This window comes from Massilia sp. Soil_C_3 (assembly GCF_057657035.1).
The window spans coordinates 154,459-168,975 of the sequence record NZ_JBDGJG010000007.1 but is presented as its reverse complement, the minus strand read 5'-3'; the positions used below and the strand labels follow the sequence as shown (position 1 = coordinate 168,975).

Genomic DNA, 14,517 nt, shown 5'->3' with positions numbered 1-14,517 from the left:
TCGAGTCCGAATGTCAGACCTGACCCTGTCGCGCAGACCCTGTCGCGCACGCATTGGCGACCTGTTCGGGTGATCGCAGAAGTCTTCAGCAGTCCAGTCGGTACATTGTACGAACCCTTTGTACGCCGTGAGATACGGCCATCATTTCTGCAAGGCCCCTGGTGGTAAAGCTTTGTGCGCGGACCTCGTGTAAGGCAGCGGCCTGTTTTGGTGCATCGGGGATGCCGCGGATCCGCTCGATCGAGTATGCGGGCCAGAATCCGCCGTCGGGGGCTTCCACGACGCGGCCATGGATGCGGTAATCGCCTTCATCCCAAGGGTTGACCGACCTTGTTGATTCAAAGCTGTCCATAAACCCCTCGTTCTATATCGACAACTTATTTTACGAGTGGCACGGCACGATGTCAGTAGGAAGCATATCGATGGCGGGTCAAAATCATACCAGCCATGCGAAATGCATACGTTGTTTGGTAACTTGAACGACTAAAGTTTGCCAATCGATGTGCGAAGCCTCGCCGGCGCCGGCGTATACCGGTGCTACGATGCGCGGCACCTTGGAAGCCAGAGCCTGAAATAGTCGGAGGCTAGCGGTGATAACGGGTTGGAAAGAGCATTATCTCAATTATTGATGAAATGCATTGTTTGTTGTTTTTAAGAACTTCCTAAGCGAACCCCGCTGTACTTGGTTGCAGACTGCAATTAATATTCACAAGGAAATCTCTCCAATTGTCACGTTCGTGCTCAACTCGCTGGGATTGGTGTGTCTCAAAGGTGGAAAAATGCAGAAGTTACGAGGAAAGCGCGTCGCGCAAATGATGAACGAACTGGAAGCTGAGGAAGTCGTTATCTCCGAAGCGGATCAGGCGATGCTATGCGCGTACGTGAAAGGAACGGTGAGTGGTGCGGATCTGCTCGCGCACGCCGTTCAATTTTGTGATCTTTCGTCTTACCAGACCTGGCTATGCAGTAACTTTGGGGGAGCCCACTTTGCCATGTCGTCAGAGGTGTCAATCGAACAACTCATGGCTGAGATAGCAAGCAGTCTCAGGCACCGAAGCGTCGAAACGCCGACAAGATCGGTGCAGGCGCCTTGGACCCACCGGACGGCCGCCGAACTTCTAAAGCCGTTCCGCCTGGGCGCGCGCGCGCCGTCGATCGTCGGTCTCGTCGACCCATCCTCTGTGACAGCCCAAGCCCTCCAGGCCGAACTCGATCACACGCCATAGCGCGACGAGCGAGACCGGACCTTTGATCACAGCGGTGATGCCAGCAAATTGGCAGGCTTTTGCGGCTGCGTACGTTGCATCGCTTGCTGTAATCAGGATGATAACGGCGGTATGGCAGCGGCTCTTCAGCTCACCAGCAAATGATCGCCGCTCCACCGGGCGCGTCGGGCTGCAGATCAACACTACATCGAACTGTGTTGTCCCCACCGCGCTCAACGCGGCGTCATGCTTTTCAGTGGCGACAGTCATGTAGCCGAGCGACGTCATATGAGTCTTCAGATCGCCACACAGTTTACGGCTGTCACCTACCACCAATGCTGCTCTCATGTCGGCGCCATGTTCTGATTACTTGACTCGAGTTTACTTCTTATTCACTCATTAACAATACCAGTGCGCGCCGGTCAGGCAGGCGGGACTTCTCCTACAGGTCATCAATGACTGACCTTTTCGAAGCGGTGTCACGAAGCGGTGTCAGGTCTAACTTTCGCAAGCGCTTGCTTGCAGACCTTTTGCATGCACGAGTTGCCGACCGATTCCAGGCGCGAGTCGCGTGGTGGCCACGACATGCAGCACAGTCCTAATGCATGACAAAACGTAAACAGGATAGGACGCGAGATGAGGAGGGGATGGGAGAAATGACACGCCCCACAAGGCGCATAGAAAACACTCCATGCGGAACTACTGGGTTTTTGCGGAACTAACGTTGATCATCGCTTGCGGATGAAAACCGCATCAACACTGGTGCCCGGAGCCGGAATCGAACCGGCACGCCATTGCTGGCAGCAGATTTTAAGTCTGCGGTGTCTACCAGTTTCACCATCCGGGCAACGCCCGAGATTCTAGCACAGGCGTGCTCAATTCGGAGCGGTTTGGCAACTTTATCCTCCTGATAAGCCCCTTGCCGCGGCATGATCGCCCGCGCATCCTTCTCAACCGGTCTCTTGCATCTTTGGAACCCCCGCCCGGATGGTGTAGCATGCCAACCGGCGCCACCCAAGCTGGCGCTACCTATGGCAAGACCACGCAAGGACAAGAATTGGACATCAAAATCAACGACGAGCTGCGGTCCTTCGTCGACCCGCTCACCGACATCGAATACGCCGCGCTCGAGCGCAGCCTGCAGACCGAGGGCTGCCGCGACGCGCTGGTGCTCTGGCGCGACACGCTGATCGACGGCCATAACCGCTACGAGATCTGCACGAAGCACAATATCCCCTTCCGCACCGTCCACAACAACAACTTCGCCTCGCTCGAAGACGTAATGCTGTGGATGATCGACAATCACCTGGCGCGCCGCAGCGTGTCGGACTTCCAGCGCGGCGTGCTCGCCCTGCGCAAGAAGGAACTCGTCGCGGCGCGGATGGCCGAGCAGGCGCCACAGGAGGAGGGCGATAAGAACGCCCCGGCCGAGGAGACCTCGCCGCCATGGAATACGCGCGAGGACGTCGCGCGCGCGGCCCGCGTCTCGAGCAATACCATCAGCCAGATCGAACGCATCCAGAAGGCCGCCACCCCGCAGTTGCGCGAGGCGGTCCGCACCGGCGCCATCTCGATCAATGCCGCCGCCAATGTGGCGCAGTTGCCGGAAGAGCAGCAGATCGCCGCCGTCGCAGGTGGCCGCAAGGAGTTGCAGCAGGCCGCGCGCCAGGTGCGCGAACAGAAGATGGCTACCCGTCCGAAAAAGGAAAAGGTCGAGCTCGATCCCGAAGACGAGCTCGCGGCCCTGCGCAAGGAAGTGGCAAGCCTGAAAGATCGCATGGCAACGCTGCTGACCGATAACCAGCGGCTCAAGCAGCGCCTGGCCAATGCCGGCCTGGACGACGAATAACACGACCTGAAGGAAGCCCAAAGATGCGCATGCCCCGTTCGTTCACGCCGGCCCTGCTCGGCGCTTTGCTGGCCGGATTGGCCGCTCCAGGTTGCGCCCTTGCGCAGACCAAGGCGCCGGCCAGTGCCGCGCCCGCAACGCAGGCCTTCAGCGCCGCCGACGTCGCGCGCTGGAAAGCGACCGCGCACAGGGTGACGATCATGCGCGACAAATGGGGCATTCCACACATCTACGGCAGCACCGACGCCGACACCGTGTTCGGCATGCTGTACGCCCAGGCCGAGGACGACTTCAACCGCATCGAGCTCAACTACATCAATGCGATGGGGCGCCTGGCCGAGGTCGAGGGAGAGAAGGAAATCTGGCGCGACCTGCGCATGAAGATGTACATCCAGCCGGCCGAGATGCAGGCCAAGTACGCCGCCAGCCCGGCCTGGCTGAAGAATTTGATGAATTCCTTTGCCGATGGCCTCAACTACTACCTGCACACCCACCCCGAGGTCAAGCCGAAGCTCATCACGCGCTTCGAACCGTGGATGGCCCTGACGTTCAGCGAGGGCAGCATTGGCGGCGACATCGAGTCGATTGACCTCAAGGAACTCGAACGCTTCTATGGCAAGCGTCCGGTGCTGGCCCAGGCCGGCGTCGACAAGGGCTTCGATCCCGAGCCGCGCGGCTCGAACGGCTTCGCCATTGCCCCCAGGCGCTCGGCCAACGGCCATGCGCTCCTGATGATCAACCCGCACACCTCGTTCTATTTCCGTCCCGAAGTGCATATGGTCAGCGAGGAGGGCTTGAATGCCTACGGCGCCGTGACCTGGGGCCAGTTCTTCATTTACCAGGGCTTCAACGACAAGGTGGGCTGGATGCACACCTCGGGCGGTGGCGACGTGATCGACGAATACCTCGAGACCGTCGTCGAGCGCGACGGCGAGTTCTTCTATAAATACGGCAAGCACGAAGGCCGGATGCGCACCGCGCAGATCAACCTGCCCTATAAAACGCCGAACGGCGGCATGGCCAGCCGCACCGTCACCGCCTATTTCACTCACCACGGCCCGGTCGTGCGCCAAGAGGGTAATAAATGGGTGTCGGTCAAGATGATGGACGACCCGCTCAATGCGCTGACCCAGTCCTATACCCGTACCAAGGCGCGCGACTACAACGCTTTCTATAAGGCGATGGAGCTGCGGACCAATTCCTCGAACAACACGGTGTACGCCGACGCGCAGGGGAATATCGCCTACTTCCACGGCAATTTCATTCCGAAGCGCGACCCGCGCTTCGACTGGACCCGCCCGGTCGACGGCAGCAATCCGGCCACCGAGTGGCAGGGTCTGCACGAGATCAAGGAAACGATCACCCTGCTGAACCCAGCCAGCGGCTACATCTCCAACACTAACAACTGGCCGTGTAATGCTGCCGGCGCCGGCAGCAGCCCGAAATGCGCCAGCTACCCGGCCTATATGTGGTCGCTGCCCGAGAATGCCCGTGGCCGTAACGCCGATCGCGTGTTCAAGGACGCCAAGGGCCTCACGATCGATGGCCTGATCGCGGCGTCCTACGACACGCGCCTGGCGGCATTCGAGCCATTGGTGCCGGCCGTGGTGGCGGATTACGAAGCGCTGCACGAAAGCGATGCGCGCAAGGCGGCGCTGCTTGAACAAATCGCCGTGCTGCGCGACTGGAACCTGCGTTACGCGATCGATTCGGTGCCGACTTCGCTCGCGATCTATTGGGGGCAAGAGATGGTGGCGGAGCATGGCGCGCGTGCGCGTGCCGAGAACATTCCGGCGGTCGACTACATCGCTTCTCGCCTGAGCCCGGCCGACCGCCTCGATGCGCTGGTGCGCGCCTCCAACAGGCTGCAGGCCGACTTCGGCAGCTGGCGCACGCCATGGGGCGAGATCAACCGCTTCCAGCGGGTCAGCGGCGATGTCGACCAGCCGTACGACGACAGCAAACCCAGCATTCCGGTCGCTTTCGCCTCGGCCAACTGGGGTTCGCTGGCCTCGTTCGGCATGTCGGCCAAGCAGAGCACCAAACGCATCTATGGCGATCGCGGCAACAGCTTCGTCGCTGCGGTCGAGTTCGGCCCGCGCATCAAGGCCAAGAGCATCCTGGCCGGCGGCCAGAGCGGCGATCCGCGCTCGCCGCACTTCAATGACCAGGCGGCGATGTATGCGCGCGGCGAGTTCAAGGACGTGCTGTTTTACAAGGAAGACATCGAGCGCAACCTGGAGCGCAAATACCATCCGGGGCAGTAACGAATGCCGCCTGGTGACGTAACGCACGCAGCACAGCAAGTACATTTAGAAGGGACGGCGTGGAACTGAGCGAGAAGCAAAAAATGTTGGCTGGTATGCCGTATCACGCCAGCGATCCCGAGCTGCGCGCCGAGCAGAACGCGACGGCAGCATGGCTGGCGCGTTACAACGGTGCGCTGGGCGAGCCGGCCAGTTGGCAGTCGCTGCTAGGCGAGCGGATTGCGCGCGCGGGGCAGGGCACGACCGTGCGTCCGCCTTTCCACTGCGACTATGGCTGGCACATCACCCTCGGCGCGCGCGTCTTCATCAATTTCGACTGCGTCTTCCTCGACGTCGCGCCGATCGTCATCGGCGACGATTGCCGCATCGGCCCGGGCGTGCACATCTATACCGCCGACCATCCTCGCGATCCGGCCTTGCGCCGCGCCGGTTTCGAGTCGGGGCTGCCGGTCTCCATTGGCCGCAACGTCTGGATCGGCGGCGGCGCGATTATCCTGCCGGGCGTGACGATCGGCGACGATGCCATCGTCGGGGCCGGCAGCGTGGTCACCCATGACGTGGCGCCGGGCGCCCAGGTCGCGGGCAATCCGGCGCAGCCGATTTCGGGCTGATCCGCCACGCCTCCGTCGCACGTCGCGCCCGCGGAGGCGGGAGCCCAAGTCTTCAGCGCCGTTGCCAGCGCTGGCTGTAGCTGGTGAGCGTGCACACTTGGGCTCCCGCCTTCGCGGGAGCGCCGGTGATGGCGCGCAAGCGACGATGGTGTTGCGCAAGCGACGGTGATGGCGCGCTAGCGACCGTGATGCCGCAGCGAGCGGCCGATGGCTGGCGGCGCCTGTTTCCCGCTTGCTATAATCGCAGCTTCGTTTCACCGGACAGCAAGGCAGGACAGGGCAGTGGCCAAACTTTATTTCAGGTACTCGGCGATGAACGCCGGCAAATCGACTGCCCTGTTGCAGGTCGCCCATAATTACGAAGAGCAGGGCCAGCAGGTCAAGCTCTACACGGCGGCGATCGATAACCGCTATGGCGTCGGCCTGATTACCTCGCGCTTGGGCGCCCAGCGCAATGCCGAGGTGTTCGACACCGACACCAATTTCCTCGAGCAAGTGTCCGGCGTGGCTTGCCTGCTGGTGGATGAATCTCAATTCCTCACCAGCGCCCAGGTCAGCCAGCTGCACCAGCTGGCCCAGGTGCGCGGCGTGCCCGTTATCTGCTATGGACTGCGCAGCGATTTTCGCGGCGAACCGTTCCCCGGCTCGGCCTACCTGTTGGCGCTGGCCGACGATATCGAGGAAATCAAGAATATCTGCACCTGCGGCAAGAAGGCGACCATGAATATCCGCGTCGACGATCAGGGCCGCCGCATCCGCGAGGGCGAACAGGTCAGCATCGGCGGCAACGAAAGCTACCGCCAGGCCTGCGGGCGCTGCTTCTACTCGGCCTGAGCCGCTCATGTCGATCGCTTGCGGCGCCTGGCTCCCGGCCGCCGCCTGCGCCGCGGCCGGGCCCGCGCTCGACATCTTTCTGTACCTGATCCCCTCGGCCGCACTGGCCGTGCTGTTGTGGATCGCCTCCAGCGCCCATCCCGCCTTCTTCGTCTTCACCGCGGCCGGCACCCTGTGCCATGAGCTCGCCCATTTCTCGGTGGGCTTGCTGACCAATGCCGAACCGGTCGGGATGAGCGTCTTCCCGCGCCGCATCAAACGGCCCAAGGGCGGGCATAACTGGGAACTCGGTTCAGTTACCTTCGCCAACCTGCGCTGGTATAACGCGGCCCCGGCCGCGCTGGCGCCGCTGCTGGTGTTGCTGGTGCCGTTCGGCGTGGCGTGGTGGCGCACGCGTGGGGGGCTGGCCTTCGAGCCGCTCGACCTGGCCATCATGTTCTTCCTCGCGCCCCAGTTCCTGTCATTCTGGCCATCGCCGGTCGACTGGAAGCTGGCGGCCCGTTCCTGGCCCTGGGCGCCACTGCTGGCGCTGGTCCTGGCATGCTGGTATTTCAAGGATGCGGCCCTGGGTATTATCAAGGCGTAAATACTTGGAAATAAATCGCTTACGGCAGACTTAATTTCCGGCGATTCCGGCGTTTCAAGCGGGACAAGCCGCCTCTGGCACGCGGTTCTATCCTGTAGAATGGACCGCAAAGCGCGGTATGGTTGGCTTATCGATATTGGTCATGCCGCAATCCGCAGGAATTCCGTACGGAGAAACGCAGAATGAAGAAGCACGTGCTCATCGCCGCCATGGCATTTGCCATGTCCGCCCATGTGGTGACCGCACAGCCCGAGAAGTCGGCTGCCATCGCAACGCCCGCGGCGCCTGCCAAGCCCGCAGACTCCACCAAGAAAACCGCCAAGACCCCGGCCTCGCTCGAGATGAAGCCGATCGCCGCCCAGACCCAGGCCGCCCTGTGGGCCTCGCGCGTGCTGGGCCGCTACCACTACAGCCCGATACCGCTGGACGACGCCATGTCGGGCAAGATCTTCGACAATTACTTCGATGGGCTCGACGGCGAGAAACTGTACTTCGTGCAGGCCGACCTGGATCATTTCGCCGCGCTGCGCACCCAGATGGACGACGCCATCAACAACGAAGACCTGACCGCGCCGTTCGCCATCTACAACCTGTACCAGAAGCGCTTCGCCGAACGCATGGCCTATGCGCGCGGTGTGCTCAAGACCAAGCTGGAGTTCGACTCCGACGAGACCATGGAGCTCGACCGCGAAAAGGCAGCCTGGGCCAAGAGTGAGGACGAAATCCGCGACCTGTGGCGCAAGCGCGTCAAGAACGACTGGCTGCGCCTCAAGCTGGCGGGCAAGGACGACAAATCGATTCGCGAAACGCTCGATAAGCGCTATGACAACTACGTCAACCGCATCGGCAAGCTGAACAACGAGGACGTGTTCCAGATGTTCATGAACGCGTATGCGACCGCGATCGAGCCGCACACCAACTACCTCGGCCCGCGCTCGGCCGATAACTTCGACATCGCGATGCGCCTGTCGCTCGAAGGCATCGGCTGCGTGCTGCAGGCGCGCGACGACTACACCATCATCCGCGAAATCGTGCCGGGCAGCCCGGCCGACAAGTCGGGCAAGCTGAAGGTCGGCGACCGCATCGTCGGCGTGGCCCAGGGCGACAAGCCGTTCGTCGACGTGCTGGGCTGGCGCCTGGACGACGTGGTGGCGCTGGTGCGCGGCGAGAAGGGTTCAACCGTGCGCCTGGACGTCATCCCGGGCGCCGGCGGCGTCGACGCCAAGCACATGACCGTCACCATGGTGCGCAACAAGATCAGCATGGAAGAGCAGGCCGCCAAGAAGTCGATCATCAAGGTCAAGGAAAACGGCGTCGAGCGCCGCATCGGCGTCATTGCGCTGCCCACCTTCTACCAGGATTTCGAAGCGCGCCGCAAGGGCGACCGCGAGTTCCGCAGCGCGACCCGCGACGTCGAGCGCATCCTCACCGAACTCAAGAAAGAGAAGGTCGACAACGTCCTGATCGACTTGCGCAATAACGGCGGCGGCTCGCTGACCGAGGCGGTCGAACTGACCGGCCTGTTCATCGACAAGGGTCCGGTCGTCATGCAGCGCACGGCCGAAGGCCGGGTCGAAGTCGAGAGCGACACCAAGCCGGGCCTGGCCTGGGACGGTCCGATGGGCGTGCTGATCAACCGCGGTTCGGCCTCGGCGTCCGAGATCTTCGCGGCGGCGATCCAGGATTACGGCCGCGGTCTCGTGATCGGTGAGCCGAGCTTCGGCAAGGGCACGGTCCAGACCCTCATCGACCTCGACCGCTTCGCGCCGAACGAAAAGATGCGCTACGGCGAGCTGAAGATGACCATCGCCCAGTTCTTCCGTATCAATGGCGGCACCACCCAGTTGCGCGGCGTGACGCCGGACATCAAGTTGCCGGTGCTGACCGATATGGACACCTTTGGCGAATCGTCCTACGACAATGCGCTGCCATGGGTGGCGATCAAGCCGGCGCAATACATGCCGCTGGGTGACCTGAAGGAACTGGTCGCACCGCTGCAGAAGCGCCATGAAGATCGCATCGCCAATGACAAGGACTTCCAGTTCCTGCAGGAAGACATCAACGAGGTGCTGAAACTGCGCAAGGAAAACCTCATCTCGCTGAACGAGGCCGTGCGGCGCAAGGAGCGCGATGCCCAGGATGCGCGGTCGAAGCTGCGCGAAGCACGCCTGGCCGGCACCTCGGCCACGCCGGGCGAACCGACCAGCGGTCCGGGCAGCGTCGAGAAGCGCGCCGAGGCGCCGGATTCCACCAAGCCCGAAAAGTCGGTGGTCGCCCTGCGCGGCACCCCGCGCCAGGACGATGGCCTGCAGGGCGACGAGCGCGATCTCCAGGCGGAATTGGCGGCCGAAAAGGCGGCCAAGGATGCCAAGGACGTCATGCTGCAAGAGGCAGCGAACATTCTGGCGGACGAGGTCGAGATGCTCAAGACCGATACCCGGATGGCGTCGCGCGTCATGCCGTATATGACGGTGGTCGACAGCAAGTAAGGACGTCGCCACCGCGGCAGGACGCCGCCCCAAGGAAGGCCACACTGTGACAGGTGTGGCCTTTTTTATTTCCGTTCAACACAACTGGCTCTGACTGCGTTTCTTGCCGGAATAACTGGCAAAGTTATCAGGGCCGGGCCCACGGCCAGCCGCGCCTGCCTCGAAAGTACATGTACTTCAAGAAATCGGCAAAATAAAATGAATCTGCTGTCAATAGAGGTTGCGTGGCATGAAAGAACTCGGACTCAACAATAAAATCGCATGCACGATTTGCGGTTGATCAAAACTTAAGTTTTTTTGGTTTGTGATAACATAACTTCGTAATTGTAAAAATAATAATGTTTACTTACCTTAGGAGTTATTTTCATGTCAACACGTCACCTCGTTGTTGCTGCCCTGCTGGTCTGCGCCGGCGCAGCCCAGGCAGATGTCGTTTCCACGACAGGCTTCCAGAATGGTTGGACCGCCGGAAACGGCACTAGTGTGATCGGTTCGGGTGTGCTGGGTAGCGACGTCAGCCTGGTAGGCGGCGTCGCGCACGGCAGCACTGGCAACCTGATCGGCAAGGCTAGTGCCAGCCTGTCGTCCGCCGATGCACAGAAACTCTTCGTCCAGCAAGGCATCGACGCCGCCTATGTGCTGAGCGCCGGTAACGGCCTGCTGGCAGCCCGTTACGGTAACTCGGTATCGGTCATCAACGATGGCGACGGCGTGAAGATCGTGCCTGGCCAGAATGCGGGTGGCGGCAGCGCCGCGCCTGGCGCACCAGCGGCCGGCGCCCCGGCAGCCGGTGGTGGCGGCGGCGGCGGTGGTGGTGGTGGCGGCGCCCCAGTGGGTGGCGGCAGCCCGGCACCAGGCGGCGGCAGCACGGCGCCAGGCGGCAACAGCGGCAGCCCAACCACGCCAGGCTCGGGCAGCGACAGCGGTGGCGGCAACGTGACGTTGCCGGCGCCGGGCGCCGACCCGGTCTTCAACCTGCCGGTGCAGGACCAGATCGGCGCACTGCCGGATCAGGTCAACGCCGTGCCGGAACCAGGCACCATCGCGCTGATGCTGGCTGGCCTGGTGGGCGCCGGCGCCTTCTCGCGTCGCCGCAACGCCAAGCAGTAATCGGCGTCCTGGCCTGGCCGCTGCAGGCCAAGGCCAGGCTCGCGCTTTAACCCGATCGGCCACGCCGTCCACACTTGGCGGCGCGGCCGATTCGGGTACAATCCTTGTGAACGATCGTGCTATTCATGACGGCAACAACAAGGAGACGACGTGGACCTGTACTACTCCGACGAGGACCTGGCGTTTCGCGACCAGGTCCGCGCTTTTCTCGCTTCCCATCTCCCCCCTGAACTGCAGCACAAGGTTCGGCAGCACCTGCGCCTGACCCGCGACGACTACGTCCGCTGGCATCGCATCCTGGCTGCCCAGGGCTGGGCCGCGCCCGGCTGGCCGGCCGAGTACGGCGGCCCCGGCTGGACGCAGCTGCAGCGCCATATCTTCGAAGAAGAATGCGCGCTGGCCGGCGCGCCGCAGGTCCTGCCGTTCGGCGTCAATATGGTGGGGCCGGTGATCATGGCTTTCGGCAGCCAGCAGCAGAAGGATTATTATCTGCCGCGCATCCTGTCCTGCGAGCACTGGTGGTGCCAGGGCTATTCCGAACCCGGCGCCGGCTCCGACCTGGCCGCGCTCAAGACCAGCGCTGTGCGTGTGCAGGACAGTGAGGGCGACCATTACATCGTCAACGGTCAGAAGACCTGGACCACGCTGGCCCAGCACGCCGACATGATCTTCTGCCTGGTGCGCACCGATCCCGGCGTGCGCAAGCAGGAGGGCATTTCCTTCCTGCTGATCGATATGCGCAGTCCCGGCGTCACCGTGCGCCCGATCGCGATGCTCGATGAAGACCACGAAGTCAATGAAGTCTTCTTCAACGACGTCAAGGTGCCGGTCGCCAACCTGGTGGGCCAGGAAAACCGCGGCTGGACCTATGCCAAATACCTGCTCGGTCACGAGCGCACCGGCATCGCCGCCGTCGGCCGATCCAAGCGCGAGCTGGCCTTCGTCAAGCGCCTGGCGCTGCGCGAACAGAAGCGCGGACGGCCGCTGCTCGACGATCCCCTGTTCGGCGCCAAAGTGGCGGCGCTCGAGATCGAATTGATGGCGCTCGAGATGACGGTGCTGCGCGTGCTGGCCAGGGGCGAGGCCGCGCCTGGCCCAGAAGCGTCGATGCTGAAGGTGAAGGGCACCGAGATCCAGCAGGCGCTTACCGAGCTGATGGTCGAAGCGGCCGGCCCGCTGGCGCTGCCATTCGATCCGGCCTACCTGGGCGGCGCGCGCGAACACGCCGTCGCGGGCGACGACGATGCGGCCCCGCTGGCGGCCTATTACTTCAACTACCGCAAGACCTCGATCTACGGCGGGTCGAACGAAATCCAACGCAATATCATCTCTCAGATGATCCTGGGACTGTGAGGACGGCATGCATTTCGAATTGAACGGCGAACAGCAGCAACTGGCCGATGCGATCCGGCGCTGGATCGGCCGCGATTACGGCTTCGAGACGCGGCGCGCGACTGTCCATTCCGAGTCGGGCGTTTCGCCCGAGGCCTCGGCGACGATGGTCGAACTGGGCCTGACGGCGCTGCCGGTACCCGAGGAGAACGGCGGCTTCGGCGGCGACGCCGTCGCCATGTTCGCCGTGATGCAGGAACTCGGCCGTGGACTGGTGGTCGAACCGTATGTGGCGACGGTCTTGGGCGCCGACTTCCTGCGCCAAGGCGGCAGGCACGGTACCCTGCTCGAGCGGGTTGCCGCCGGCGAAGCGAAGCTGGCCTGCGCGCTGGGCGAGCGACAGTCGCGCCACGACGCCTTCGCCATCGCCACGCGGGCCGAGGCCGTCGATGGCGGCTACCGCCTGCATGGCGAAAAGCGGGTGGTGCTGCATGGCGCACAGGCCGATGCCCTGATCGTGTCGGCCCGAAGCGCGCAGAGCGCGGTGGGCTTGGGGAGCGCAGCGAATGTGGGCAATGGCCATGGCATGGATGGTGTGAGCCTGTTCGTGGTGCCGCGCGACAGCGCCGGGCTGCGCGTCACGGGCTACCGCACGCTCGATGGCTTGCGTGCGGCGGACGTAGCGCTCGACGGTGTGGTGGTCGGGCCTGATGCAGTGATCGGCCGGGTGGAAGGGGGCGGCGCCATCCTCGATGCGGCGCTGGATTACGGCGCCAGCCTGCTATGCGCCGAGGCGCTGGGGGCAATGCAGGCGTTGTTCGACATGACGCTCGAGTATCTCAAGGTGCGCCAGCAGTTCGGCGCGCCGATCGGCAAGTTCCAGGCGCTGCAGCACCGGATGGCCGATATGGCGATCCACCTCGAGCAGGCGCGGTCGATGGCCTTGCTGGCGGCGCTGGCCCTGGCGCGTTCGCGTGGTCCCGCCGGTGGCCCTGGTGCCGACGCCGACAACGACGCCGATGTCGAGACGCGCCGGCGCGTGGTGTCGGCCGCCAAGTACCGCGTGGGCCTGGCCGCGCGCTTCATCGGCCAGGGCGCCATCCAGCTGCACGGCGGCATGGGCGTGACCGACGAGCTGCCGGCTTCGCATTACTTCAAGCGCCTGTCGATGATTGAACTGACGCTGGGCGATATGGACCACCACCTGGAGCGCTTCATGGCGCAGCCGGGATTCCGGGAGGCCGCATGAGGGCAGCACCAGATGAAGGCGCGGGCCTGGCGGCGGATGCGCGAGACGACGCCCAGGCTGGGACGCCGGTCGGCAAGCGCTGGTATTTCGACGACTTTTATCCGGGCCAGGAGATCGACCTGGGCGAGCGCACCGTTACCGAAGCCGAGATCCTCGCCTTCGCACACGCGTTCGACCCCCAGTCCTTCCACGTCGACGCCCAGGCGGCGCAAGCCTCGCCTTACGGCGGCCTGATCGCCAGCGGCTGGCACACCTGCAGCATGATGATGCGGATGGTGGTCGATGGCCTCTTGAGCGCGGCCGACGGCATGGGTTCGCCCGGCCTGGACGGCGTGCGCTGGCTGCAGCCGGTACGCGCCGGCGACACGCTGCGCGTGCGCTACCTTACGCGCCAGGTCAAGGCGTCCAACAGCAAACCCGATCGCGGCGTCGTGTGGTCGACCTGGACCGCCACCAACCAGCACGGCGACCAGGTGTGCACGGTTGACGGCATCGGCCTTTATGGGCGCCGGCCCGCCAGGGAGAACTAATGGCCACCACGATCGCACTCGAAGCGCTGCCGGCCCGGGTCGGCAGCGAAGTCGCAGTCTCCGACTGGTTCGAGGTCGGGCAGGACCGCATCGCCACCTTCGCCGAAGCCACCGACGACCGCCAGTGGATCCACCTCGATCCCGAACGCTGCAAGCGCGAGTCGCCGTTCGGCCAGCCGGTCGCGCATGGCTTTCTGACCCTGTCGCTGTTGCCGGCCATGCTTACCAGCGCGCTGGCGATCGAGGGCATGCGCATGGGCGTGAACTATGGCCTGAACAAGGTGCGTTTCCCGAGCCCGCTGCCGGCCGGCAGCCGGGTGCGCGGGCGCTGGACCTTGCGCGGCGCCGATGCGGTCGCCGGCGGCTGGCAATTCACCTGGGACGTGGCGATCGAGGCCGACGGGGCGGCCAAGCCCGTGTGCGTGGCCGAGTTCCTGATCCGCTGCTACGCCTGA

Annotated in this window: 13 protein-coding genes and 1 tRNA gene; 11 read left to right on the top strand and 3 right to left on the bottom strand. The window is 63.5% G+C overall.

Annotated features, from left to right (window positions below; genetic code table 11):
* Positions 1-85: 85 nt before the first annotated feature.
* From AC3A6F_RS15940 to AC3A6F_RS15930, 3 genes are all read right to left on the bottom strand, one after another.
* Positions 86-352 (bottom strand): hypothetical protein, encoded by a 267-nt coding sequence (locus AC3A6F_RS15940; RefSeq protein WP_487682366.1) that lies wholly within the window; start codon positions 350-352, stop codon positions 86-88.
* A gap of 766 nt (positions 353-1,118) precedes the next feature.
* A complete protein-coding gene (locus AC3A6F_RS15935; protein WP_487682365.1) occupies positions 1,119-1,553 on the bottom strand; it encodes a hypothetical protein in 435 nt (144 codons plus the stop codon).
* A gap of 412 nt (positions 1,554-1,965) precedes the next feature.
* A tRNA-Leu gene (locus AC3A6F_RS15930) sits at positions 1,966-2,052 on the bottom strand.
* Between the two features lie 150 nt (positions 2,053-2,202).
* On the opposite strand from AC3A6F_RS15930, the gene AC3A6F_RS15925 reads away from it, so the two are divergent.
* From AC3A6F_RS15925 to AC3A6F_RS15875, 11 genes are all read left to right on the top strand, one after another.
* Positions 2,203-3,054, top strand: coding sequence for a ParB N-terminal domain-containing protein (locus AC3A6F_RS15925; RefSeq protein ID WP_487682363.1), 852 nt, complete (start codon positions 2,203-2,205; stop codon positions 3,052-3,054).
* Between the two features lie 23 nt (positions 3,055-3,077).
* A complete protein-coding gene (locus tag AC3A6F_RS15920) occupies positions 3,078-5,321 on the top strand; it encodes a penicillin acylase family protein (protein WP_487682361.1) in 2,244 nt (747 codons plus the stop codon).
* Between the two features lie 83 nt (positions 5,322-5,404).
* Positions 5,405-5,932 carry a sugar O-acetyltransferase gene (locus AC3A6F_RS15915; protein ID WP_487682359.1) on the top strand — a complete coding sequence of 176 codons (528 nt, stop codon included), beginning with the start codon at positions 5,405-5,407 and terminating at the stop codon, positions 5,930-5,932.
* Positions 5,933-6,214: 282 nt separating this feature from the next.
* Positions 6,215-6,766, top strand: a complete 552-nt coding sequence (locus AC3A6F_RS15910; RefSeq protein ID WP_487682357.1) for a thymidine kinase — start codon at positions 6,215-6,217, stop codon at positions 6,764-6,766.
* A 7-nt stretch (positions 6,767-6,773) separates the two neighbouring features.
* The gene (locus AC3A6F_RS15905; RefSeq protein ID WP_487682356.1) at positions 6,774-7,352 is read left to right on the top strand and encodes a hypothetical protein; all 579 of its coding nucleotides are present in this window, start codon (positions 6,774-6,776) and stop codon (positions 7,350-7,352) included.
* Between the two features lie 182 nt (positions 7,353-7,534).
* Entirely contained in the window at positions 7,535-9,841 is a 2,307-nt protein-coding gene (locus tag AC3A6F_RS15900) for a carboxy terminal-processing peptidase (RefSeq protein WP_487682354.1), read from the top strand.
* Positions 9,842-10,207: 366 nt separating this feature from the next.
* Positions 10,208-10,951 carry a PEP-CTERM sorting domain-containing protein gene (locus AC3A6F_RS15895; RefSeq protein ID WP_487682352.1) on the top strand — a complete coding sequence of 248 codons (744 nt, stop codon included), beginning with the start codon at positions 10,208-10,210 and terminating at the stop codon, positions 10,949-10,951.
* Between the two features lie 150 nt (positions 10,952-11,101).
* The gene (locus AC3A6F_RS15890; protein ID WP_487682350.1) at positions 11,102-12,304 is read left to right on the top strand and encodes an acyl-CoA dehydrogenase family protein; all 1,203 of its coding nucleotides are present in this window, start codon (positions 11,102-11,104) and stop codon (positions 12,302-12,304) included.
* Positions 12,305-12,311: 7 nt separating this feature from the next.
* The gene (locus AC3A6F_RS15885; RefSeq protein WP_487682348.1) at positions 12,312-13,532 is read left to right on the top strand and encodes an acyl-CoA dehydrogenase family protein; all 1,221 of its coding nucleotides are present in this window, start codon (positions 12,312-12,314) and stop codon (positions 13,530-13,532) included.
* Positions 13,529-14,062: a MaoC family dehydratase gene (locus AC3A6F_RS15880; protein ID WP_487682346.1), complete on the top strand. Its 534-nt coding sequence runs from the start codon at positions 13,529-13,531 to the stop codon at positions 14,060-14,062. Before AC3A6F_RS15885 ends, AC3A6F_RS15880 begins: the two co-directional genes overlap by 4 nt.
* Entirely contained in the window at positions 14,062-14,517 is a 456-nt protein-coding gene (locus tag AC3A6F_RS15875; protein ID WP_487682344.1) for a MaoC family dehydratase, read from the top strand. Before AC3A6F_RS15880 ends, AC3A6F_RS15875 begins: the two co-directional genes overlap by 1 nt.